The organism is Nocardioides sp. IC4_145 (assembly GCF_011250565.1).
Taxonomy (GTDB): Bacteria; Actinomycetota; Actinomycetes; order Propionibacteriales; family Nocardioidaceae; genus Nocardioides.
Genome location: NZ_JAANMS010000029.1, coordinates 33100 through 55799 on the forward strand (window position 1 = coordinate 33100; position 22700 = coordinate 55799).

Annotated in this window: 20 protein-coding genes, 2 tRNA genes and 1 rRNA gene; 12 read left to right on the top strand and 11 right to left on the bottom strand. The window is 70.3% G+C overall.

All coding sequences use genetic code 11. From position 1 onward, the window contains the following. Positions 1-4: 4 nt before the first annotated feature. The 5 genes from G6553_RS13140 to G6553_RS13165 all read left to right on the top strand — a co-directional run bounded on the left by G6553_RS13140 (position 5) and on the right by G6553_RS13165 (position 4094). The gene (locus tag G6553_RS13140; protein ID WP_166193542.1) at positions 5-919 is read left to right on the top strand and encodes a 2-hydroxyacid dehydrogenase; all 915 of its coding nucleotides are present in this window, start codon (positions 5-7) and stop codon (positions 917-919) included. 28 nt (positions 920-947) lie between these two features. Next, positions 948-2849: a DNA primase gene (gene dnaG, locus G6553_RS13145; protein ID WP_166193545.1), complete on the top strand. Its 1902-nt coding sequence runs from the start codon at positions 948-950 to the stop codon at positions 2847-2849. 10 nt (positions 2850-2859) lie between these two features. Then, complete coding sequence (locus G6553_RS13150) at positions 2860-3348, top strand: hypothetical protein (protein WP_207619740.1); 489 nt, start codon at positions 2860-2862, stop codon at positions 3346-3348. A 57-nt stretch (positions 3349-3405) separates the two neighbouring features. Then, positions 3406-3478: transfer RNA gene (locus G6553_RS13155), tRNA-Asn, on the top strand. 542 nt (positions 3479-4020) lie between these two features. Next, positions 4021-4094 (top strand) — tRNA-Ile (locus G6553_RS13165). Between the two features lie 100 nt (positions 4095-4194). Here G6553_RS13165 and G6553_RS13170 read toward each other — a convergent pair. The 3 genes from G6553_RS13170 to G6553_RS13180 form a co-directional block, all read right to left on the bottom strand. Beyond that, positions 4195-4620 carry a site-specific integrase gene (locus G6553_RS13170; RefSeq protein WP_166193548.1) on the bottom strand — a complete coding sequence of 142 codons (426 nt, stop codon included), beginning with the start codon at positions 4618-4620 and terminating at the stop codon, positions 4195-4197. Positions 4621-5177: 557 nt separating this feature from the next. Beyond that, positions 5178-6695: a class I SAM-dependent methyltransferase gene (locus G6553_RS13175; RefSeq protein WP_166193551.1), complete on the bottom strand. Its 1518-nt coding sequence runs from the start codon at positions 6693-6695 to the stop codon at positions 5178-5180. Continuing rightward, positions 6688-7383: a restriction endonuclease gene (locus tag G6553_RS13180; protein ID WP_166193554.1), complete on the bottom strand. Its 696-nt coding sequence runs from the start codon at positions 7381-7383 to the stop codon at positions 6688-6690. Before G6553_RS13180 ends, G6553_RS13175 begins: the two co-directional genes overlap by 8 nt. A gap of 457 nt (positions 7384-7840) precedes the next feature. On the opposite strand from G6553_RS13180, the gene G6553_RS13185 reads away from it, so the two are divergent. The 3 genes from G6553_RS13185 to G6553_RS13195 all read left to right on the top strand — a co-directional run bounded on the left by G6553_RS13185 (position 7841) and on the right by G6553_RS13195 (position 9104). After that, positions 7841-8434 carry an AbiV family abortive infection protein gene (locus G6553_RS13185; protein WP_278249588.1) on the top strand — a complete coding sequence of 198 codons (594 nt, stop codon included), beginning with the start codon at positions 7841-7843 and terminating at the stop codon, positions 8432-8434. 198 nt (positions 8435-8632) lie between these two features. Further along, positions 8633-8863, top strand: a complete 231-nt coding sequence (locus G6553_RS13190) for a hypothetical protein (RefSeq protein WP_166193560.1) — start codon at positions 8633-8635, stop codon at positions 8861-8863. Next, a complete protein-coding gene (locus G6553_RS13195; protein WP_166193563.1) occupies positions 8826-9104 on the top strand; it encodes a hypothetical protein in 279 nt (92 codons plus the stop codon). The genes G6553_RS13190 and G6553_RS13195 overlap by 38 nt, the downstream gene beginning before the upstream one ends. A gap of 297 nt (positions 9105-9401) precedes the next feature. On the opposite strand, the gene G6553_RS13200 is transcribed toward G6553_RS13195, so the two are convergent. The 4 genes from G6553_RS13200 to G6553_RS13215 all read right to left on the bottom strand — a co-directional run bounded on the left by G6553_RS13200 (position 9402) and on the right by G6553_RS13215 (position 11552). Further along, positions 9402-9716 (bottom strand): hypothetical protein, encoded by a 315-nt coding sequence (locus G6553_RS13200; protein WP_166193565.1) that lies wholly within the window; start codon positions 9714-9716, stop codon positions 9402-9404. A 462-nt stretch (positions 9717-10178) separates the two neighbouring features. Continuing rightward, entirely contained in the window at positions 10179-10433 is a 255-nt protein-coding gene (locus G6553_RS13205; RefSeq protein ID WP_166193567.1) for a hypothetical protein, read from the bottom strand. A gap of 223 nt (positions 10434-10656) precedes the next feature. Next, positions 10657-10983: a hypothetical protein gene (locus G6553_RS13210; RefSeq protein ID WP_166193569.1), complete on the bottom strand. Its 327-nt coding sequence runs from the start codon at positions 10981-10983 to the stop codon at positions 10657-10659. Positions 10984-11021: 38 nt separating this feature from the next. Then, positions 11022-11552 (bottom strand): DUF2243 domain-containing protein, encoded by a 531-nt coding sequence (locus G6553_RS13215; protein WP_166193571.1) that lies wholly within the window; start codon positions 11550-11552, stop codon positions 11022-11024. Between the two features lie 195 nt (positions 11553-11747). Here G6553_RS13215 and G6553_RS13220 point away from each other — a divergent pair, with 195 nt between their 5' ends. Further along, a complete protein-coding gene (locus G6553_RS13220) occupies positions 11748-12560 on the top strand; it encodes an MBL fold metallo-hydrolase (RefSeq protein WP_166193573.1) in 813 nt (270 codons plus the stop codon). A 27-nt stretch (positions 12561-12587) separates the two neighbouring features. Here the strand turns inward: G6553_RS13220 and G6553_RS13225 are convergent, their stop codons facing one another. The 4 genes from G6553_RS13225 to G6553_RS13240 all read right to left on the bottom strand — a co-directional run bounded on the left by G6553_RS13225 (position 12588) and on the right by G6553_RS13240 (position 18416). Next, a complete protein-coding gene (locus G6553_RS13225) occupies positions 12588-12863 on the bottom strand; it encodes a DUF3072 domain-containing protein (protein WP_166193575.1) in 276 nt (91 codons plus the stop codon). A gap of 50 nt (positions 12864-12913) precedes the next feature. After that, positions 12914-13501 carry a response regulator transcription factor gene (locus G6553_RS13230; protein ID WP_207619741.1) on the bottom strand — a complete coding sequence of 196 codons (588 nt, stop codon included), beginning with the start codon at positions 13499-13501 and terminating at the stop codon, positions 12914-12916. Positions 13502-13628: 127 nt separating this feature from the next. Continuing rightward, entirely contained in the window at positions 13629-16892 is a 3264-nt protein-coding gene (locus G6553_RS13235; RefSeq protein WP_166193577.1) for a response regulator, read from the bottom strand. 84 nt (positions 16893-16976) lie between these two features. After that, positions 16977-18416, bottom strand: a complete 1440-nt coding sequence (locus G6553_RS13240) for a serine/threonine-protein kinase (protein ID WP_166193579.1) — start codon at positions 18414-18416, stop codon at positions 16977-16979. 146 nt (positions 18417-18562) lie between these two features. Here G6553_RS13240 and tyrS point away from each other — a divergent pair, with 146 nt between their 5' ends. From tyrS to G6553_RS13255, 3 genes are all read left to right on the top strand, one after another. Further along, complete coding sequence (gene tyrS, locus G6553_RS13245; protein ID WP_166193581.1) at positions 18563-19834, top strand: tyrosine--tRNA ligase; 1272 nt, start codon at positions 18563-18565, stop codon at positions 19832-19834. Then, complete coding sequence (locus tag G6553_RS13250) at positions 19831-20874, top strand: alpha-hydroxy acid oxidase (protein WP_166193583.1); 1044 nt, start codon at positions 19831-19833, stop codon at positions 20872-20874. Before tyrS ends, G6553_RS13250 begins: the two co-directional genes overlap by 4 nt. A 390-nt stretch (positions 20875-21264) precedes the next feature. Then, a 16S ribosomal RNA gene (locus G6553_RS13255) occupies positions 21265-22700 on the top strand.

A 22700-nucleotide genomic window follows, 5' to 3' on the forward strand; every position in this document is an offset into this window, starting at 1 on the left:
AAACATGAGTGACCGACTGGTGTGGCTGCCGTTCGACCCCGCCGAGCTGGGCGACCCGCCCGCGGGCCTGCGGTACGAGGTGGTCGACCCGACCCAGGATGTCCCGGACTCGGTCGAGGACGTGCGGTTCTACGTGCCGCCGTACCAGATGGGGCCGGCGATCGGTGACGTCCTGCCGCGCATGCGCAGCCTCGAGGTGGTGCAGCTGCTCTCGGCCGGCGTCGACAACGTGCGCTCGCGGGTGCCGGAGGGGGTGGCGCTGTGCAACGGTCGCGGCATCCACGACACGTCCACCGCCGAGCTCACGCTCGCGCTGGTGCTGGCGTCGCTGCGGGGCATCCCCGACTTCGTCCGCGCCCAGGACCGTCACGAGTGGACGCCCGGCTGGCGGCCGGCGCTCGCGGACCGGAAGGTCCTGCTCGTCGGCCACGGCGCGATCGGCGAGGCGATCGAGGCGCGCCTGCTGCCCTTCGAGGTCGAGGTCGTCCGCGTCGCGCGCACCGCGCGCGACGGCGTGCACCCGATCGAGGAGCTGCCGACGCTGCTGCCCGACGCCGACGTCGTCATCCTCGTCGTGCCGCTCACCGACGCCACGCGGGGGCTGGTGGACGCCGACTTCCTCGCCCGGATGAAGGAGGGCGCGCTGCTCGTCAACGTCGCCCGTGGAGCGGTCGTGGTCACCGACGACCTGGTCGCCGCGCTGCACTCCGGTCGCGTCCGCGCAGCGATCGACGTGGCCGAGACCGAGCCGCTGCCGGCCGACAGCCCCCTCTGGGACGCGCCGGGGCTGCTCGTCAGCCCGCACGTCGGCGGCGCCAGCAGCGCGATGTGGCCGCGCGCCCACCGGCTGGTGCGGGACCAGCTGCACCGGTACGCCGCGGGCGAGCCTCTCCACAACCTGATGACCGGCGAGTACTGATCGCCCCGCGGCACCTAGGATCGGCCTCGTGGCCGGCCTGATCCGTGAGGAGAGCATCGCCGAGGTGCGCGAGAAGGCGCGCATCGACGACGTGGTCGCCGAGCACGTCACCCTGCGGAACGCCGGCGGCGGGTCGATGAAGGGGCTGTGCCCCTTCCACGACGAGAAGTCCCCGTCCTTCCACGTCACACCGAGCCGGGGGTTCTTCCACTGCTTCGGCTGCCAGGCCGGCGGCGACGTCATCAAGTTCGTCATGGACATCGACGCGCTGTCCTTCGCCGAGGCCGTCGAGCGGCTCGCGGACAAGTACGGCGTGCAGCTGCGGCGCGAGGAGGGCGACGTCCGCGACGACCGCCCGAAGGGTCCGCAGCGCAGCCGCCTGGTCGAGGCGCACAAGGTGGCCCAGCAGTTCTACGCCGAGCAGCTGGCGACGCCGGACGCGCTCGTCGCCCGGCAGTTCCTCGCCGAGCGCGGCTTCGACCAGTCCGCGGCCGAGACGTTCGGCATCGGCTTCGCCCCGCGTGACGGCGACGCGCTCTTCAAGCACCTGCGCCAGCTGGCGTTCTCCCAGGAGGAGCTGGTCGTCGGCGGCCTCGTCGCGGTCGGTCGGTCGGCGTACGACCGCTTCCGCGGCCGCCTGCTCTGGCCGATCCGCGACGCCAGCGGCGACACCATCGGCTTCGGCGCGCGACGGATCTTCGACGACGACCGCATCGACGCGAAGTACCTCAACACCTCCGAGACGCCGATCTACAAGAAGAGCCAGGTGCTCTACGGCATCGACCTGGCACGCAAGGACATGGCGCGGTCGAGCCAGGCGGTCGTCGTCGAGGGCTACACCGACGTCATGGCCTGCCACCTGGCGGGCGTGACGAGCGCGGTCGCGACGTGCGGCACGGCCTTCGGCGACGAGCACGCGCGGGTGCTGCGGCGGTTCATGAACGACCACGAGGAGTTCCGCGGCGAGGTGATCTTCGCCTTCGACGGCGACGCCGCGGGCCAGAAGGCCGCGCTGCGCACCTTCAGCGGCGACCAGAACTTCGTGTCCCAGACCTACGTCGCGGTCGAGCCCGACGGCCTGGACCCCTGCGACCTGCGGATCAAGCAGGGCGACGCCGCCGTCCGCGAGCTGGTGGCCCGCCGGGTGCCGCTCTACCGGTTCGTGCTGTCCAACGTCGTCGGGAAGTACGACCTCGACCGCGCCGACAGCCGGGTCGACGCGCTCCGCGAGGGCGCCCGGCTCGTCTCCAGCATCCGCGACAAGTCCAAGGTCGACGCCTTCGCCCGCGAGCTGGCCGGGATGGTCGGCATCGACGTCGACCAGGCGCGTGCGGAGGTACGCCGCGCCGCCGCCCGCGGACCCGCCAGGCCCGACCAGCGGGGAAGTCGTCGCAGCGAGCCCCAGCAGGCCGAGACCCCGGCGCCGCCGGCCCCGCGCAACCCGGTCCCGGACCTGCGCGACCCCCGCTTCGCCCTCGAGCGCGAGACGCTCAAGCTGGTCATCCAGCACCCGATGGCGATCGGGCGCACCACCTCCGACATCGGCGTCGAGGACTTCACCCACCCCGTCTACCGCGCGGTCTGGGAGCTCGTCGCCGCCGCGGGCGGACCCGTCGCCGGGTCGGGCGACGCGACGTGGGCCGGCCGCCTGCGCGACGCCGCCACCGACCCCGCCGTCTCGTCGGCGATCAGCGCGCTGGGCGTCGAGCCGATCCGCACCGCGAAGGAGCCGGACGCGGCGTACGTGTCGGTCCACGTCTTCCGCCTGCTCGAGCTGACCGCCATGCGTCGCATCGCCGACCTGAAGTCGAAGCTCCAGCGCACCAACCCGGTCGAGAACGCCGCGGAGTACAACCGGATGTTCGGTGAGCTCGCCGCCCTCGAGCAGCACCGCCGCACGCTGCGCGAGCGCACGGTCGGCGCGTCGTGAGGCGGCTCCCGTGAAGCTGCTGCGCCGCCGGGAGCGCCCCGACCTCGCCGTGCGCCGCGGCGAGCGCCTGCTCGCCTGGACCGCCACCTCCCTCGGCCCTGTCGGGGGCTCGCGGGACGCGCTCTACCTGCCCACCGCCCGCCTGCCGTGGGAGCAGGTCGAGACCGCCAGCTGGGACCGGGACACCGGCGAGCTCGTGGTCCGCGAGGTCGGCTCCTGGGGCGCGCCCGGGCCGGTGCACCGGATGTCGGTGGACGAGCCGGGGCGGCTGCTGCAGCTGGTGCGCGAACGGGTCACCGCGAGCGTCGTCCTCACCCGGTACGTCGAGGTCGCGGCCGGCCGCGGGCTGCGCGTCGTCGCTCGGCGGGCAGCCTCGGGCGACCGGTCGCCGACCTGGTCGTGCGACCTCGACGAGGGCCTCGACCCAGCCGACCCGGCCGTCCAGGAGGCCGCCGAGCGGTGCCTGGCGGCCGCGCGTGCAGAGGTCGAGCCGGGCTGAGCCCCCGATTTTCTCCGTGCTCCCCGGCCTTGCTAATGTGTGCGCGCTGCACCGCGATCCCCTGTAGCTCAACTGGCAGAGCATTCGGCTGTTAACCGGAGGGTTGTTGGTTCGAGTCCAACCGGGGGAGCAGAACGAGGGCCTGGCACATCGTGCCGGGCCCTCGGTGCATTTTCCGTGCGCTCGTCCTGCTGGCTCGGCCGGTCGCGGGGTGCTCCTCGCCCTCCTCGCGCTGGGGCTGTGGCTCGTCGGCCTCGTCGGGGGTGAGGCCCAGGCGCAGTGCGATGGCGTCGACCTTGTTCCAGCCGTTCCATGTCCTCCGCGTCGACCTGGAAGAGCCAGTGCTTCGCGCCGAGCAGCAGGATCGCCTGGAGGACCAGCTGCATCCACTCGCTCTGCCAGTTCTCGAACGTGCTGGCCCAGAACTCCGGCCAGAACTGCCCCCACGCGAACTGCTCGCCGTGGGTGCGCGCCTCGTCGCGCACCTGCTGGAGCATCGTGAGCAGGTGCCCCAGCCACGACCCACGAACAGCAGCACGAGCAGGTAGACCGCACCCCACCGGCGTACATGCCTCATCGGTCCTCCTCACTCCGCCGCGGGCCCGGCTCGCGTGACAGCGGAGTACCCCGCGCCGGCCGGCACAGCCACCCCGACTAGGCTCCCGCGCTCGAGGGGCGTTAGCTCAGTCGGTCAGAGCAAGGGACTCATAATCCCTGGGTCGTGGGTTCGAGCCCCACACGCCCTACTTGCGTGACCTGCGGAAACGCGGGCCACGACCTGTTCCATTCCGACGAACGGGGTTTTCGTCCCCCAGTTCGTCCCCCAGTTGCCTCCGGCGTCCCCCATCACGCACCCCCCAGCGCCTTGGTGAACACGTCCACCGCTTGGCCCTGAAGGCCGGGGATGACGTGCCCGTAGGTGTCCAGCGTGATCTGGACCGTGGCGTGCCCCAGCCGCTCGGAGACGACCTTCACCGGCACCCCGTTGGCCAGCAGGATCGTGGCGTGGGTGTGTCGGAGCCCGTGGAACGTGAGCCGGGGGAGGCCCGTCGCCTTCACCAGTCGGTCGTGAACGGTGGAGGCCGTGTCCGGGTGGAACAGAGCCCCGTCCTCCCGCGTGAACACCAACCCGTGAGAGGGCCACGCGCCGCCGAGCGCCAGCCGGTCCTGAGCCTGCTGGGCCTTCCACGACCGGAGCACCGCGACCGTATCCGCGTCTAGGTCCACCCGTCGTCCCTTGCCGGACTTGGGCTGCCCGTGGATCACCTTCATGCCGCCCCCGTTGGGGGTCGTCCACCGCCGTGATGGTGTGCCGCACCGACAGGTGGCCCGCGTCCAGGTCCACGTCCTGCCAGCGGAGCCCGACGACCTCGCCCCGCCTCATGCCCGTGTACGCCGCCAGATGGGCCAGCGCGTGAGCGCGTCGTGATCGCCTTCCTCAGCCCCGGCGATACCTGGACGCGGCAGGAGGCCGTCCGACGTACCTGACGGAGGCTGGGACGACACAGTGACGGCCTGGATCTGCAGCGCGGTCGTCGGTGCCCGTGGCGGCACTCCCAGCTAGCCGCTCTTCGGCACGCAGAGCGGGTCGCTCAGTGGGACGAGGTCCGGACGGACTCTGCGACCTGGCTCCGCTGCCTAAGATGGCGGAGCGTGCCGGGCACGCGTGGATCGAGATGGCGTAGCGGGGTGGGTCCTATTGGGTCGTTCACGCTCAGCCGGACACGAGGTGCCCGCCCGTAGTGACCGGGTGGAGGCGGCGGTGGGTCGCTGAACAGCCCACCACGACCCACCGCCGCCCGCGTGCCACCCGATTCCTGGCCCGGTCGCTAGAAGAGAGTTTCCTCTGGAGCGCTTCCGCCCAGATGCTTGAAGAGCGTTTCAGCTCGTTCTTCATCGAATGGGAGGTCGGCGTCGGCCGCGATCTTCGCCGCCTGCTCCCTCACGAGGTCGCGGTCGAAGGGAATGCGGTTGACGTCCAGCCGTGCCAGCAACTTTTTGGTGATGGGCCGCTTCGAGTCCCAGAAGACCATCGACTCAACCAATGCCCGGCACTCGTCGCTGTTCAGGATCGCCGTAACAAGCGCAGCCTCCGTCGCGTCATCGAACGGCAGGAGATAGCAGGTGTCATCCAGCACGACCGGTTGGCCGTTGAGGGGCGGCACCAGGCGGAAAACGGGCTGCTTGTGCAGTCCCGAAATGGCCACCTTGTACGGCGCGTAGGTGTAGTCCCCATGCCCGAAGACCGAAAACCGGGGCCGGTTTCGGTAGATGGACGACTTGCGCCCATCCAAGGCGGCAGCGTTCTCCGTCAGATAGCCCCATAGCTTTGGCGCTAGATGCTCCAGTGCTGCGGTCTCCGCGCCGAAAGTCTTCTGCGGAACTATCACCCACTTGGACAGGTCGCGATGACGGCCCCTGAAGATGTCCGTGCTCTTGAGGAACGGGAGCACGTAGTCAGCCTCGAGGTCGAGGGTCTGTCCCGACTTCGTCGCCGGTGACGGAGTGGCGACTAGCTCGAACACCTGGGACGCGTCGTGTTTGAGACCAGACCGCCATACGTATGGGCAGGTCCCATCTCCAGCCCGGACTGCCTCGTACCGGTCCACATCCGAAACCATGAGGCCATCCACGACGCCGAACCGAGCGACGGCAGGGCGATCGGGTGCGAACACGTCGTCGTAGACGTCAGCGGTGTACTGGGGCATCTCCCTGGGGTCCATCGAGACGACAAACCAGCAGGCATCAACGCCCGCGTTGAACCACTTCATCGCGTCAATGCGGTACAGGGCCGACTCTCGAATCGGTAGGCCAGTCGATGCCGCGTATTCGATCACGTTCCGAGCAACCTGGGTCTTGCAGAGCATGCCCAGGGTGAACGGCTCAGCCTGATGCTCGTTCAGGGCCTTCAGAATGATGTACTCGCATACGTCGAAGTTGGACGATCCGAGCATCGCATCGAAGCCCTTGGCTCCCTTGAAGTTCTCCTTGGCCGGGAGGTTACCGGAATCCATCCGGTTCAACTCCGCTGAGGTCACCCAAGGTGGATTGCCGACGACAAAGAGCGGACCAGACGTGTTCCACGAGATGTCACGAGCCAGTTGAAAGTGGAAGACGTTCGCTTCCCGAACACGGCCCCACTCAGACGCTCGTGCGACGTAATCCGGGTGTCTCTCCAAGCCCACGCGCTCCGAATTTGGGCTGAGCGTCGCCGCCGCCTGCATGAAAGAACCCAATCCACAGGTCGGCTCCAACACGCGGGCGTCCTCGGGGAGCCCCATGACCCGCAGGCACTGCATCGCCAATGCCAACGGAGTCTGAAAATCGCCGAACTCGTTGTTAGGCACGGAGGTCCACCACCTCGGGTGCAATAGATCGAGCCACCGCCGTACTGATCGCTCGTGAATATTGAAGCCGCCACTGCAGGGCGTTCGAGATGGTTAGTACCCCCTGGGCAGGCACGTCGTCCACCATGCGCTCTGCCAACTGCCGACGACTCACCTCATCCAGCGGGACGTTCTTGTCTTGAAGCAGTGCGTCTAGGTCCTCAATGGCCGCCTCCCGGCCTCCGACCTCGCTTCCGATGCCCGCGACGATCGACCGGATTTGCTTAGTGAGGGTGAAGTCACCGGTTCGCTTCTTGTCCACATAGATCACATGTTTGATGTCGAGGTACGCGGCTCGCTCTTCGTCCTCGTCGCGCTTGACGTACACCACCACCAGCAGGTTGTAGCCGAGGCCGTAGATCTTCTGCGTCGCGGCTCTGAACGGACAGGAGGACTGGGGTTGCTTCATCGACGTGACCTTTAGGTCCAGGTCGAGCGATGGAAAGTCGAGTCCGCTTGCAGCGTTCCCGACTTCAACGTCGAAGCGAGTCTGCAGGTACTCCTTGAACATCGCTTCGACCTTGGTTCCGACGGCCTTGCCGTCGGTGGCACCGTAGAGTTCAGGCAGCGGCGTCCTTGACAGGCTCTCCGCGAACTGCGTCGCCGCCTCGTGGAAGAACTCAAGAGTGAGCGGGGCCAACGAGGTCATGCGTCTCCAATCGCGGTTCTGCGGTCAGCAGAGGCTATCCCTTCAGGCGTCGATGGCTCGTAGCCCGCCGCCCCCTTGGGGGTCGACGCTCTACCTGCCGGGCCATGGCTAGGCATGCTCCACCTGGAGCGGGCCCAGTCGTTCCCGCTGGCGACGTGGGTAGTTGTGGGTGCTCCCTAACTTGTCCCGCCGAACTGTGAATCAGCGACCTCCCGCGTGGGGCGGCGTGGGTACCCGCTTCCGCCCAGCCGCAGCCCGCTTTGACCCACCAACTACCCACGGAGCACCAGTGACTAGTGCAAAGCACCTTCCAGCGCCGAGAGCTTGTCGGTAGTCCACTACAGACTGAGGGCATAGCAGTACGGAAGCTCCCCGACCTCACGCCGGAGCGAGTCGTCCAGTTGCAGGACGCGCTCCTGGCCCACGCGGACGCTCTGTTGACCTCCGCCTGGCCGTCCTGGACCTAGGCCATGTAGCGCTGGCGCGGTCATTGGCAATTTTGGGCCTGGAGGAGTCCGGGAAGGCCATCGCGGTCCATGAGGGCCGCGTGCAGATGACCTCCACCCCCGAGGGCGAGCCCTTCCGCTGCTCCTGGCTGGACGAGCTGTGGGCCAGCCACCAGCAGAAGCTGGAGAAGGTCCACGGCTTCCTCCTGATGGAGCCCTACTGGTTCGGGCAGCCGCCGGACTACGACGAGAACGCCACCTTCCTTGGCACGATCCGGGCCTGGGCACGCGGCCACGACCGCTCCAAGCAACGAGGCTTCTACGTGGATCTGGGCAAGACCGGAGCGATCATGGCTCCTCCCGACGTGGCCGACGAAGGAGCCCTCCGTGACGTGATCGGGCACGTTCACCAGATCGGCTGGCAGCTCCGCCTCGGCGAGCACATCGAGGGCAAGCGGCAGGACGAGCAGGAGCAGGGCCACCCGCCCATGGACCCGAAGACCTTGGACTGGCTGGAGGGCAGTGACGGCCGCGACTCTTCGCCTTACCTCCGGCGGATCGCGAAGCGCATGCGCGAATCGCTGAGCGAGGGCGTCCCCCGGTGAGCCGCTGAACAACGCCGCCTACCGCTTCAACCCGCCAGATGCGGGCCGGAACCCGTTCAGGAACCTGGGCAAGCCCGGATACGAAGCCGAGACACGGGAGCTGCTGTGGCTGGAAGAGGACCTGGACCGGCGAGATGCCGAGCGAAACCAGGAGCGTGGCTCCCCGTAGACGTCGGTAACGGACCACAGAATGGCTCTATGACAGGAGCCCCGGAGCCCAGCTACACGCTGGCGCTGGAGGAGGCCCGGCGAGGATTCGACCAGCTCGCCGGGGAGGTCTCCGACGTGCGCGGCCGCTCGGTGTCGCTGCTGGGCATGGGCGGGCTGGCAGCCAGCTTCCTGGGCGGACTCACGCTTCCGCAACGGCGCTTCGGTGACGGCCTGAACGTGGGTGGCGATCGGCGCGTTCGTGATTCTGGCTGTGCTTAGCGCCATCGTCCTCTGGCGTCGTCGCTTTCACGTCTCCCAAAGCCCCGCTGTGTTGGTGCAGTGGACCGAATATCACAGGGCCAGCCAGAGCGACATGGAGCGAGACCTGACCCTCTGGTTGGGCAAGAAATACGACGATAACCGGGTGAGCGTGGACCGGCTCGGCCGCTTACTCAGCATCGCCGGCGTCGCCTTTCTGATCGAAGTAATCGCCCTCACGATCGACCTAGTGAGGAGGTGAACCGCATGGCAGATGAGGACAACGCGCCGCCGCCTCCGCCTCCGCCGCCTCCGCCACCCGAGCCTCGGCTACCGGACCCTGGCAGAGGACGAGAGACGCGCAACGACCCCAGGCAGCCGAGCACTCCGCGCCCGGCACGACCCGGGCCGCCGGAGCGCAAAGGCTAGTCCGGTGCCCGATCAGGTGACCGGGGTAGTTGGCCAACACCAGCTCCCGGCCATTCAGTCCACCAGCGCCGCCGGATCGCCGATGAGGGTCGCCGAGTCGCCGCGATGCATCCGCGACTCCCAAGCGCCGCTAGGGCCATATCTGCTCCCGAACCACGGGGCCGCCCAGGCGCTCCGCTGCCCGCTCCTGTCGTAGCGCCTCCAGGAATCGGGCGGCCGGGTTCGGGTCAGGCCGTGGCACGTACCCCACCGCGTAGGTGTGGGTCCACGGCATGAACGGCTCCGCCGTCGTCTCTTGTACCGGCTCAATCGTCGCCACCACCCCGACCCGGAAGACGCTGCCGACCGGTTGGCCCAGGTCCTCCCAGGTGCCCAGGAGAACGCCGGATGCCTGCCGGAAGGACAGGAGGCGCATCCGGTGCCCTTGGATCGTCGTCTCGGTCATGGCCGTTGCCCTCCGTCCCCCACAGCGTCCCCCAAACGGTTGAGAACTGCTGAGAATCCGGGGGTGTCGGAACCCCAGGTCAGGACCGGATTCACGCTCAGTTGAGGGGTGCTGCGACCGGCTGAGAACGCCGATCCTCCACTCATAATCCCTGGGTCGTGGGTTCGAGCCCCACACGCCCTACCCCGGGAACCGCAGGTCAGCGACCTCACGCGCCTCCGACTCGTCCTGCGACCCCTCGATGGACCACGTCCTCACGAGGCTTCCGCAGAATCGCCCTGGCGTGCTCCGGCGTGCGGCGCGGGACCGACGTGCCACCCTCGCCGCCCCACCCGACCTGGTGGCGGGCGCCGCCCCGCCCCCAGTGTGGGACCCGAGGCGAGGCGGCGCGGTGCTCCGCTGCGCACGCTCCCTGACCCCTGCAGGGACCGGGGTCGGAGAGCATTCGTCGTGGTGCACCCGTTACCTGTCGCGGGCTGGAGCGGGCGTTACATCCAGGGCCCTGCTGTCGCAGGGACCGATGTCGACGTCGAGGTCGATGCTGTGCGCGAGGCGCTCCGGCAGCTCGGCCATGACCGCGACGTCGTGCTCGAGGGGGTCGATCCAGATCCTGCTCGCGCCGGCTTCCACGAGCGCCTTCTCGACGCCGCTCAGGACAGCGGCGGCGAGGTCGCTCGGGACGGTCCTCGCCATCGTGAGGACGTGGACAACAGGCACGGTCCGAACCCATCTGCGTGAAGGCGTGGTGAGCGGGTCCGCCGGCGTTCGTGGGAAGTCGGTCCGGGGAGCGACGTCAGTCGCCGACTGGATTGCTCGACCAGCGGTGGTCGCAGGAAGGTGGAGCCGCTCCTGATCCCACCCACCGTAGGTCCCGTCCTGGACACAGTCGTCCGCTCGTCGCGGAACCACCCGTCCGGACTACGTGTCCCTAGCCGGAGCCTCACCCGGCCCCGAGGTCGCCGGGGGCGTCACCGTCGTGATGCGTCTCGACGTAGTCACGCCGGACCTGCTCGAGCCAGCGCGACGCGGGCTGGCCCGTGACGACGACCAGGTAGTCGACCAGGTGCATCGCGATGTTGGCCAGGTCGAGGATGGCCATCTCGCTGGCGGTGCCGGCGCCGAACGCCGCCTCGAGCTCGCCCCACCCCTGGCGGTACACCCGCTCGAAGTCCGCGGGCAGCCACTCGCCCGACGGGGTGTTGACCCGCATCGTCAGCAGGGACATCGCCCAGGCGGTGATCGCGTCGAAGTCCGGCTCGCCGTCCATGGTGCCCAGCCTGCCCTGTCGCCGGAGGAGCAGCGCCGTCAGGAGGGGCGGTCGGCCAGTGCCCGGGCGCCGCGCCGGTGCAGGAGCCAGCCGCCGGCCACCAGCACCGCGCCGAGGGCGAGGAAGCCGAGGTCCCAGGCCAGCGGCGCGCCCAGGTCGTCCCGGACGTGGTGCACGCCCAGCAGGTGGTGGTTGATGACCCCCTCGACCAGATTGAACAGCCCCCAGCCGGCCAGGACCAGGCCCAGGTGGAAGGACCAGGTGGGCGCGAGGCGCCCGTGCTGCCAGGCGCGGACGGTCAGCACCGAGCCCGCGACGACGCACAGCCAGGCGACGACGTGGAACAGGCCGTCGGCGAGCGTGTTGGCCTCCAGGCCCGCCACGGTCGTCGTCGGGTAGTCGTCGACGTGGCTCACCATGTGGTGCCACTGCAGCACCTGGTGCAGCACGATGCCGTCGACGAAGCCGCCGAGCCCGATGCCGTAGAGCAGGCTCGCGAGGCGGGTCGGCGGCCGGGCCGCCGAGCGGGTGGGGGTCCGGGCCGCGGGAGGAGCCGAGGGGTCGGGCACGCTGCCGAGGTACCCCGCGGCGAGCCCTCGCAGAAGTGACGGCCGGGCCGGAAAGTGACCGAACGGACGATTTCGGCGTGCGCCCCGAGCGGCTACCTTCGTCCGTGCCGGGCCGTGGGCACACCCCCCAGGTCTGCGGCCCGGCACCCGCAGGCGCACCTGTTTGTGCCGCCGGTCGGTCGGGAACCCGGCGGTATGAGTCTTCCTCCGAGCGACGGTCCGACGGCCGCGTCCCTCGAGTTCGTCGGGACCGCCACGACGATCCTGCGGCTGGGTCCGTTCACGCTGCTGACCGACCCGAACTTCCTGCACCGCGGGCAGCGCGCGTACCTCGGCAAGGGCCTGTTCTCCAAGCGGCTGACCGAGCCCTCGCTGCAACCGGGCGACCTGCCGGCGCTCGACGGCGTGCTGCTCAGCCACCTCCACGGCGACCACTTCGACCGCATCGCCCGCCGGGAGCTCGACCGCGGCCTGCTCGTCGCGACGACGCCGGCGTCGAGCCGCACGCTGACCCGCTGGGGCTTCGGCGGGGCGCACGGCATGCGCACGTGGGAGTCGCTGGAGCTGAGCAGCCGCGGCAGCAGGCTGCGCATCACCGCCGCGCCGGGGCAGCACGGGCCGGGGCCGGCCAAGCACGTGATGCCGCCCGTGATGGGCAGCGTGCTGGAGCTGGAGGAGCCCGGCCGCCCGGTCTTCCGCGTCTACATCAGCGGCGACACGCTGTTCCGGCCCTATCTCCGCGACGTCGTCGAGCGCACCGGGCCGCTGGACGCCGCGGTCGTCCACCTCGGCGGCACGCGCGCCTTCGGCGTGCTCGTGACGATGGACGACGACCAGGGTGCGGACCTCGTGCAGCTGCTCGAGCCGGCCGTCGCCGTGCCGGTGCATTTCGACGACTACACGGTCTTCCGCTCCAGTCGGGAGGACTTCCTCGCCCGGTGCCGGGAGCGCGGGTTGCCCACGCACCTGCGCACGGTCGAGCGCGGCGGCCGGGTCGACCTGACCTGAGTCCCGGGCGGTCCCGGCAGACCGGACTCAGCCGTCGGTGCCGCGTCCGGTGCTCTGCTGGAGCCGCTCGATGTGCTCGGAGGCCTCGGCCTTGGTGAGGTCGGCGGACAGGGTCTCGCCGGCCTGGCGGGCCAGGGTGTCGAGGTAGCTGCGCTGGGCACCGGTCATCGGCTCGTCCCCGGTGACCCAGTCCTCCGGGTCCTTGCGGGCGTTGGAGCCGTCGTCGGGAACGGCGGCCCCCAGGACGTCGCCGTCGGCGGAGGGGTTGTGGGCGGCGTTCGCACTGGCGTTCGAATCGGTCATGACCGCCCCGTACCCGAGCCGCGGCCGGGCAAACCGCGGCCGCGCCGGTGTCAGTAGCCGCGCTCGATGCCCCAGGCGACCGCCTGCGAGCGCCGGGCGACCCCGATCTTGGCGTAGATCTGCCGGATGTAGGTCTTCACCGAGTTGACCGACACGTAGAGCTCCGCGGCGATCTCGAGGTTGCTCCGCCCACGGCAGATCAGCGCGAGCACCTCGGCCTCCCGCGCGCTCAGGTGGTCCCGGGACGACGGCGGCGGGACAGTGACCGGCTCGCCGCGGTGCACGAGCTCCAGCACCCGGACCAGCTCGTCGGCGCCGGCGGCCTTCGACACGAACCCGCGCGCGCCGGCTCCGACCGCCCGGCGCACGTTGCCCTGGTCCATCCGCCACGTGTAGACGACGACCCGCGCCGGGGTCCGCCGGGCCACCTCGGCGAGGTACGCCTCGGTGTCGACGGGGCGCCCGACGGGGTCGCACAGCACCACGTCGGCGTCCGGGGGCTCGACGAGCGTCACCCGGTCGGCGTAGGCGCCCAGCATGCCCTCGACGCCCGCGACGACCAGCTCCGACTCGTCCACGATGCTCACCCGCACCGGCCGACCGCCCCGGTTGCCGCCCTCGTCCGACACGCTGTTCATGATGGACAAAATCTAGGACCCGCAGCGGCCTCCACTGACCGGAAAGCGTCGCCCGAAGGGGTGAAAACCCTGGTGAGAGGCACGTTCGGTCCTCGGCCGGCGTCGCGTCGGCGGCTGCTGAGCCCCGTCAGCCGCCTGGGGAGTACGACGCCCGGTAGGACGACAGCAGGGCCTGCCCGCGCTGCACCGACGCGTCGAGGGCGTCCAGCATCGGGGCGGCTCCTTCCGTCGTGCCGGCGTCGCCGAGGAACTCCAGCTCGCGGGCGGCCGCCCCCACCTGGACGACGCCGAGGTTGAGCGCGCTGCCGGCCAGCTTGTGCGCGGCCTGGCGCATGCCGTCCGCGTCGTCCTCGGCGACCAGGCCACGGAGGCGCTCGACGGCGGGCCCGGAGTTGGCGAGGAAGTTGCCGATGGCGCGGTCGAGGTACGCCGTGCTCCCCGGGTCGAGGTCGCGCAGCATGTCCAGCCGGTCGACGTCGAGCCCTTCGACCGGGCCGGACGGGGGCATCTCCACGGGTTCCTCCTCCATCGGTGGCGCGGTCGCGCGCCCGGTCACAGGTTTGGTCACAGGCTCGGTCACAGGCGTCGTCGCCGGCGTGGTGCCGGTCGACCCGACCCACTGGGCCAGCACGGACCCGAGCGCCACGGGGTCCACGGGCTTGGTCAGGAAGTCGTCCATGCCGGCGGCGAGGCACCGCTCGCGCTCACCCTCCACGGCGGCGGCCGTCATCGCGATCACGGGCACCCGGGGCCCCTCGCCCTCGCGGCGCCGCAGCTCGCGCGTCGCGGCGTACCCGTCCAGGCGAGGCATCTGCACGTCCATGAGGACCGCGTCGACGCGCAGCCGGCCGAGGACCTCGAGCGCGACGACGCCGTCCTCGGCGGTCAGCACCTCGTAGCCCATCGACTCCAGCAGCCCGCTGGCGACCATCTGGTTCACCGGGTTGTCCTCGACGACGAGCACGCGCTGCTCGGCGCCGGCCTGCGGCTCCTGCTCGGGCACCGTGGGGGTCGCCTCGACCCCCGCCAGCGCGCTGACCAGGACGCCGCGGAGCGCGGGGGCGAGCACCGGCTTGGTGAGGAAGCCCGACACACCCGCCGCGGCCACGTCGGCCGGGTCGAGGGTGGTGAAGGAGGTGAGCATGACCAGCGTCAACGCGTCGTACGCCGGGTCCTGCCGGACCGCACGGGCCAGGTCCAGGCCGTCGCGCACCGGCATCGCCACGTCGAGCAGGGCGCCGTCGAACGGGTCGCCTGCCGCGAGCGCCTCGGCCAGCGCTGCCTCGGCCTCGTCCGCGCTCGCGACCGCCACCGTGCGCACGTGCCACCAGCGCAGCTGCTCCTCGAGGATCAGCCGGTTGTGGGCGTTGTCGTCGACCACGAGCACCCGCTGTCCGGCCAGCCAGGTCCGCGCGTAGGCGTCGGCCGGGTCGGCCGCGGTGCCGGTGGGCTCGTCGAGCAGGGCGCTGAAGGAGAAGATGCTGCCGCCGCCGGGGTTGGGGGCGAACCGGATCTCGCCGCCGAGCGCCTCGACGATCTCCTTGGAGATCGCCAGGCCGAGCCCGGTCCCGCCGTACACGCGGGTGGTGGAGGCGTCGGCCTGGGTGAACGGCTCGAAGAGCCCGGCGACCTTGAGGGGGTCCACGCCGATGCCGGTGTCGGCGACCTCGACGTCCAGCCGCGTCCGACCGTGGTCGGCCGGCGCAGAGGTCGCCCGGACGTAGACCTCGCCCTCCTCGGTGAACTTCACGGCGTTCGAGACCAGGTTGGTGAGCACCTGGGAGAGCCGGGTGGGGTCGCCGGCCAGGACCTCCGGGACCTCGGGGGAGCAGGAGACGATCAGCTCCAGGCCGCGCGCGCGGGCGCTCTCGGCCGTGACCGCGGCGACCCGGTCGAAGACCGGCCTGACCTCGAAGTCGACCCGCTCGAGCTCCAGCCGGCCCGCCTCGATCTTGGAGAAGTCCAGGACGTCGTTGATGACGCCGAGCAGCGCGCGGCTGGCGACCTGGACGCCGGACGCGAGGCGCAGCTGGGCGGCGTCGAGGCCGGTGCGCAGGAGCAGGTCGTTGAGACCGATCACGCCGTTGAGCGGCGTGCGGATCTCGTGGCTCATCGTCGCGAGGAACTCCGACTTCTGCCGCGAGGCCTCCATCGCGTCGTCCCGTGCAGCGGAGAGCTCCCGCTCGGCCTGCTCGCGCTCGGCGACCCGCGCCATCTGCACGGCGACGAGGTCGACCATCTCCTGGATCATGTCGTGGCGGTAGAGCGGCGGCGCCGAGGTGATGACGACGACGGCGTGGACGCGGCCGGCGTACGACACCGGGAACGCGATCGAGAGCCGCCGGTCGTCCCAGACCGACCGGCGCTCGGCGTGGGCGCGCTCGGCCAGCGCCTGCTCGCGGGCGACCCGCTCGGGGTCCTCCTCGTCGGTGCGCCGGTCCTCGTCGGAGACGTAGTAGGGGCGGATCCCCGTGCCGTCCTCGTCGGGCACGAAGCCGCGGGCGCGCTCCCAGTCGTCGTGCAGCAGCACGAGGTCGCGCGCCTGGCCGAGCAGGTCGTGGAGCGACCGCGCCTCGTTGGCGGCCGAGGCGACGGCCTGCATCAGCACGTTCTGGTTCACCTGGTCGACCAGCGCGAGCTCGGCCCGCTTGGTCTCGGTGATGTCCTGGTGGGTGCCCGACATCGCCACGGCGCGGCCGTCCGGGTCGCGGTGCACCACGCCGCGTCCGCGGGTCCAGACCCAGTCGCCCGTGCCGCGGAGCCGAGCCACCCACACGAACGGCTCGCTGCCCTCGAGCGCCCGCCGGACCGCGCGGTCGACCTCGTCGCGGTCGTCCTCGTGCACCAGGGCCAGGAAGCCGTCGTACGACGGCGGGAAGTCGCCCAGAGCCAGGCCGTAGAGCTCGTGGATCTCCGGCGACGCCGTCACCCGGTCGTTGACCAGGTCCCACGACCAGCTGCCCAGGCGGGCGATCCGGTGCGCCTCGGCCAGCCGGCCGCGGCTCTCCACCAGCTCCTCGATGTCACGCCGCCGGTCGCTCCAGTCGGTCATCCGGTGCAGCACGCCGGTCAGCTCGCCGTCCGGCCCGTGCAGCGCCGACTCGCGGGCGAGCACCCAGGTGGCCGTCCCGTCGAGGCGCTGGAGCCGCACCTCGACCTCGCGCTCGTTGATCCTGCCCTCGCGCAGGTCCGCCAGGTGTGCGGCGAACTCCCGCTGACCGGCGTCGTCGAGGGTGTCGAAGACGGTCAGGCGCTGGGCCTCGGCCTGGGTGGTGCCGATCATCCGCGCGAGGGCCGGGTTGGCGTAGCGGATCCGGCCCTCGAGGTCGAAGACCCAGATGCCGTCCGGCGCGGTCTCGACGACGTCGCGGTACAGCGCTGCCAGGTCCATGCCCACCTCCCGTCGCTCCACCCTAGGGTCTCGCCGCGCGCGTTCCGCTGCTGGTCAGGCCGTCGTTGGTCAGGCCCTCGCTGGTCAGCCCTCGCCGGCGATGCGGTACTCGCCGTCCGCGAAGGTCAGCCGGAGCTCGACGTCGTCGCGGACCGAGCGGCCGTTGGTGAGGGTGTAGGTGTAGCGGTACTCCACCGACGGACCCTCCGGCTCCGGGCGCACCCGCTGCACCTCGACGGACTGCACGTCGCCCCAGAACCCGGCGTACCCGCGGAGCCCGCCGCTGGCCTCCTGGAACTCCGGGGTGAGCATCGCGAAGCCGGCCGACGGGTCGGCGGCGGCGGTCCGCAGATAGTTGCGGACGAAGGCGTCGATGCCCTCCGCGGTGGGCCGTGGAGGGCGCGCGGGGGAGCTGGGGGAGCCGGAGCCGGCCGAGCTCGCGCTGGCCCGGTCGCCGGGTCGGGTGTCGGCGCGCTCGTCGCCGCCGCCGCCGCGGCCGAGCAGGAACCCGCCGACGGTCAGCGCGGTCACCGCGGCGATCCCGATGAGCACCGGCACGATCATCCCGGACCGCCGACCGCGGTGACGGGTGCTGCCGGTGGCCGCGGTCGCCGGCGGTGCCGGGGGCGGGGGAGGCGGCGGGCGCAGCGGACGCTGCGCGCTGCTGGCGAGCAGCTGCGTGCTGTGCTCGTCGTGCCGCGAGGCGCGGGTGACCGGGACGGGCCGTGGCGCGCCCGCCTGGGGTCCGGCGTGGAGGAAGTCGCGGACCTGGGCCATCGTCCAGCGGTCGCCGGGCTCGCGCGCCATCGTCGCGGCGAGGAGCGGGCGCAGCCAGCCGGCGTCGTCGAGCCGCGGGGGGTCCTCGTGGACGATGCGGTAGAGCGCGCCGAGCACGTTGTCGCCGACGTCGTACGGCGGCCGCCCGGCCAGCGCGTGGAAGAGCGAGGCCCCGAGGGACCACACGTCGCTCGGCGGGCTCGCGAGCCGGCCGCTGGCGACCTCCGGCGCGAGGTAGGCGGGGGAGCCGGTGACCAGGCCGGTCTGCGTGAGGGACGCATCGGCCTCCGCGCGGGCGATGCCGAAGTCGGAGATCTTCACCCGGCCGTCCCCGGTGACCAGCATGTTCGACGGCTTGACGTCGCGGTGGACGATGCCTGCCGCGTGTGCCGCAGCCAGCGCGTCGGCAGCCTGGCCGAGCAGGACGGCGGCGGCGTCGGGCCCGAGCCGCCCGCGCGTGCGCACCAGCTCCGCGAGCGTGGTGCCGGGGACGTGCTCCATCACCAGCCAGCGCTCGTCGCCCTCGTCGACGAGGTCGAAGACGGCGACCACGTGGGGGTGGTTGAGCCGCGCGGCGAGCCGCGCCTCGCGCTGGGCCCGCTCGAGGTCGGCGCTGTCGCCGCCGGGGGCGAGGCCGATCCGCTTGAGGGCGACGTGCCGGCCGAGCACCTCGTCCCGGGCCAGCCAGACAGCGCCCATGCCGCCCCGGCCGATCTCGCGGTCGAGCGAGTACCTCCCGGCGATCACCGTCTCGGCTCCTCCTCGTCCGTCCGCCTGCCCCGCGTCTGCGGACCGAGCCAGCCTAGCGACGGCCGGGCACGAGCCGGGTGGGCGGACGAAGGGCCCATGCGGCAGGCTTGGAAGCAGGTACCCAGCCCGACGGAAGGCCCATCGTGTCCCTCGACCCCACCCTCCTCGACGACCTCGAGTGGCGCGGCCTCGTCGCGCACTCGACGGACCTCGACGCCATGCGCGAGGCCTTCGCCGGGGGGAGCGTGCGGTACTACGTGGGCTTCGACCCGACCGCCCCCAGCCTGCACATGGGCAACCTCCTGCAGATCGTCACGGCGGTCCGCCTGCAGCGCGCCGGCCACACGCCGTACGTCCTCGTCGGCGGCGCGACCGGCATGATCGGCGACCCGCGCGACTCCGGGGAGCGCACGCTCAACTCCACCGAGACGGTCCAGGAGTGGACCGAGCGGGTGCGCCGGCAGGTCGAGCCGTTCCTCTCCTTCGAGGGGGACAACGCCGCCACGATGGTCAACAACCTCGACTGGACGGCGTCGGTCTCGGCCATCGACTTCCTGCGCGACATCGGCAAGCACTTCCCGGTCAACCGGATGCTGGCCCGCGACGTGGTGCGCAACCGGCTCGAGGACGGCATCAGCTACACCGAGTTCAGCTACGTGCTGCTCCAGTCGATGGACTACCTCCACCTGCACCGCGAGCACGGGGTCGACCTCCAGCTCGGCGGGTCCGACCAGTGGGGCAACATCACCGGCGGCGTCGAGCTCATCCGCCGCGCGACCGGTGACAAGGTGCACGCGTTCGTCACCCCGCTCGTCACCAAGGCCGACGGCACGAAGTACGGCAAGACCGAGGGCGGCGCACTCTGGCTCGACCCGGAGATGATGTCGCCGTACTCGTTCTTCCAGTTCTGGCTCAACGTCGAGGACGACAAGGTGCCCGAGCTGCTGCGCGTCTTCACCTTCCTCTCCCGCGAGGAGATCGAGGAGATCGAGGCCACCCACGCCGAGAAGCCGTTCCTCCGCGCCGGCCAGAAGGCGCTCGCCGAGCACGTGACGACGTTGGTCCACGGCGCCGAGGAGACCGACCGGATCAAGGCCGCCTCGGCCGCGCTCTTCGGCGGTGGCGACCTGACCGGGCTCGGCGGCTCGACGCTCGGCTCGGCGCTGCGCGAGGCGGGGTCGGTGACCGTCGACCGCGCGGACGGCCTGCCGACGGTGGTCGACCTGCTCGTGCTGACCGGTCTCGCCTCGAGCAAGGGCGAGGCGCGCCGCACGATCGGCGAGGGCGGCGCGTACCTCAACAACGTGCGGGTCGAGGACGTCGAGGCGGTGCCGGCCGAGTCCGACCTCGTCGACGGCACCTGGCTGGTGCTCCGCCGCGGCAAGAAGAAGTTCGCCGGCGTCGAGGTCCGATGACCACCTGGCTGGCCGGCCTCGAGGAGCGGGCGCGCGCGGTGCTGCCCGCGCCCGTCTTCGAGTACGTCGCGCAGGGTGCGCGCGAGTCGGTCAGCACCGCTGAGGCGGGCGGGTCCTGGGGCGCCTTCCGGTTCCTGCCGCACGTGATGCGGGACGTCACCGACGTCGACCCGGGCGTCGACCTGCTCGGGCGCCGCGCCGACCTCCCCTGGGGCATCGCGCCGACCACCCTCCAGCGCGCGGTGCACCGGGACGGTGAGCTGGCCATGGCGCGGGCGACCGCCGCGGCCGACGGCCTGCTGGTCGTGTCCAGCAACGCCGGCACGCCGTTCGCCGAGATCGGGGCCACGGGCGTCCGTTGGTGGCTCCAGGCCTACCTTCCGTCCGACCGCACCCTCGCGGAGCCGATGCTCGCCCGGGCTGTCGAGGCAGGGGCGGAGGCGGTGGCCCTCACCGTCGACACCCCGGTGGTCGGCACCAAGTACGCCGTCGGCGAGAGCGTGTGGGCGACCGTCGACCCGGCGCTGGTGCGCGTGAACTTCGGGCCGGGCCACGAGGAACGACCCGGCGCCGACAAGGCGACCGACCTCGGGCCGCACGACCTGGACTGGCTGCGCGAGAGCACCGGCTTGCCCGTGGTGGTCAAGGGCGTGCTCCGACCCGACGACGCGCGCCGGTGCGTGGACGCCGGCGCCTCGGCGGTCTGGGTGAGCAACCACGGCGGCCGACAGCTCGACCGGGCCGTGCCGACGGCGGCGGCACTGCCGGGCGTGGTGAGCGCCGTCGGTGCCGACGCCCAGGTGTACGTCGACGGGGGAGTGCGCAGCGGGCTCGACGTGCTGGCTGCGCTCGCGTCCGGCGCCGACGCGGTCTTCCTCGGCCGCCCGCCCGTCTGGGCCCTCGCGGAGGGCGAGGCCGGCGTCGCGCGGCTGCACTCGGAGTTGCTCGCGGAGACCGTCGAGGCGCTCCGCCTGGCCGGCTGCCGCCGCGTCGCGGACACCCGCGACCTGCTCGCGGCGCCCGCTCTACCCGCGTCCTGAGCAGCCCAAACGGCCCTGTGCTCGCCGTCACGCCGTCTCGGTTTGGTGTTTCCCGCGGGGCCCGTCTAATGTTTTCTCTGTCGCCAGGGAGCGGCGGGGAGCAAGGCCGGTCTGGTCGGGCTTCCGGCCCCGGTGCGATGGTCAGCCTTCAGGGCAGCGAGAGATCGCGGTGGTCTTGTTGTGCGTGTGATCCTTGAGAACTCAACAGTGTGTCATAGTCGACGAATTAGTTTGTTATGCCCCGTTGGCTGATTCTTCTCTCTTTTGGGGGTTGGGTTGGTTGATGGTTTCTTTGACAATGATTCTGGCTGATCTTTGATCATGTCAGTGTCGTCTGTCAGGGCATCTCTTTTTCCAGCATGATCGGTAAGGTTGTGTTGGTGTTGTTTTTCAACGGAGAGTTTGATCCTGGCTCAGGACGAACGCTGGCGGCGTGCTTAACACATGCAAGTCGAGCGGTAAGGCCTCTTCGGGGGTACACGAGCGGCGAACGGGTGAGTAACACGTGAGTAATCTGCCCTTCACTTCGGGATAAGCCTCGGAAACGGGGTCTAATACCGGATACGACACTTCCTCGCATGAGGTGGGTGTGGAAAGTTTTTCGGTGGGGGATGTGCTCGCGGCCTATCAGCTTGTTGGTGGGGTAATGGCCTACCAAGGCTTCGACGGGTAGCCGGCCTGAGAGGGTGACCGGCCACACTGGGACTGAGACACGGCCCAGACTCCTACGGGAGGCAGCAGTGGGGAATATTGGACAATGGGCGGAAGCCTGATCCAGCAACGCCGCGTGAGGGATGACGGCCTTCGGGTTGTAAACCTCTTTCAGTACCGACGAAGCGAAAGTGACGGTAGGTACAGAAGAAGCACCGGCCAACTACGTGCCAGCAGCCGCGGTAATACGTAGGGTGCGAGCGTTGTCCGGAATTATTGGGCGTAAAGGGCTCGTAGGCGGTTTGTCGCGTCGGGAGTGAAAACACTGGGCTTAACTCAGTGCTTGCTTCCGATACGGGCAGACTAGAGGCATGCAGGGGAGAACGGAATTCCTGGTGTAGCGGTGAAATGCGCAGATATCAGGAGGAACACCGGTGGCGAAGGCGGTTCTCTGGGCATGTCCTGACGCTGAGGAGCGAAAGTGTGGGGAGCGAACAGGATTAGATACCCTGGTAGTCCACACCGTAAACGTTGGGCGCTAGGTGTGGGGCCTATTCCATGGGTTCCGTGCCGCAGCTAACGCATTAAGCGCCCCGCCTGGGGAGTACGGCCGCAAGGCTAAAACTCAAAGGAATTGACGGGGGCCCGCACAAGCGGCGGAGCATGCGGATTAATTCGATGCAACGCGAAGAACCTTACCTGGGTTTGACATACACCGGAAGCCTGCAGAGATGTGGGTCTCTTTGATACTGGTGTACAGGTGGTGCATGGCTGTCGTCAGCTCGTGTCGTGAGATGTTGGGTTAAGTCCCGCAACGAGCGCAACCCTCGTCCTATGTTGCCAGCGGGTAGTGCCGGGGACTCATAGGAGACTGCCGGGGTCAACTCGGAGGAAGGTGGGGATGACGTCAAGTCATCATGCCCCTTATGTCCAGGGCTTCACGCATGCTACAATGGCCGGTACAAAGGGCTGCGATGCCGCGAGGCGGAGCGAATCCCAAAAAGCCGGTCTCAGTTCGGATTGGGGTCTGCAACTCGACCCCATGAAGTCGGAGTCGCTAGTAATCGCAGATCAGCAACGCTGCGGTGAATACGTTCCCGGGCCTTGTACACACCGCCCGTCACGTCACGAAAGTCGGCAACACCCGAAGCCGGTGGCCTAACCCCTTGCGGGAT

Bases quoted from the DNA above. Each gene is read 5' to 3' on its own strand.
- G6553_RS13140 (WP_166193542.1), top strand. From the start codon at position 5: ATGAGTGACCGACTGGTGTGGCTGCCGTTCGACCCCGCCGAGCTGGGC.
- G6553_RS13250 (WP_166193583.1), top strand. From the start codon at position 19,831: ATGACCACCTGGCTGGCCGGCCTCGAGGAGCGGGCGCGCGCGGTGCTG.
- G6553_RS13235 (WP_166193577.1), bottom strand. From the start codon at position 16,892: ATGGACCTGGCAGCGCTGTACCGCGACGTCGTCGAGACCGCGCCGGAC.
- G6553_RS13225 (WP_166193575.1), bottom strand. From the start codon at position 12,863: ATGACCGATTCGAACGCCAGTGCGAACGCCGCCCACAACCCCTCCGCC.
- G6553_RS13220 (WP_166193573.1), top strand. From the start codon at position 11,748: ATGAGTCTTCCTCCGAGCGACGGTCCGACGGCCGCGTCCCTCGAGTTC.
- G6553_RS13230 (WP_207619741.1), bottom strand. From the start codon at position 13,501: ATGAACAGCGTGTCGGACGAGGGCGGCAACCGGGGCGGTCGGCCGGTG.
- G6553_RS13190 (WP_166193560.1), top strand. From the start codon at position 8,633: ATGACAGGAGCCCCGGAGCCCAGCTACACGCTGGCGCTGGAGGAGGCC.
- G6553_RS13180 (WP_166193554.1), bottom strand. From the start codon at position 7,383: ATGACCTCGTTGGCCCCGCTCACTCTTGAGTTCTTCCACGAGGCGGCG.
- G6553_RS13200 (WP_166193565.1), bottom strand. From the start codon at position 9,716: ATGACCGAGACGACGATCCAAGGGCACCGGATGCGCCTCCTGTCCTTC.
- G6553_RS13170 (WP_166193548.1), bottom strand. From the start codon at position 4,620: ATGAAGGTGATCCACGGGCAGCCCAAGTCCGGCAAGGGACGACGGGTG.
- G6553_RS13210 (WP_166193569.1), bottom strand. From the start codon at position 10,983: ATGGACGGCGAGCCGGACTTCGACGCGATCACCGCCTGGGCGATGTCC.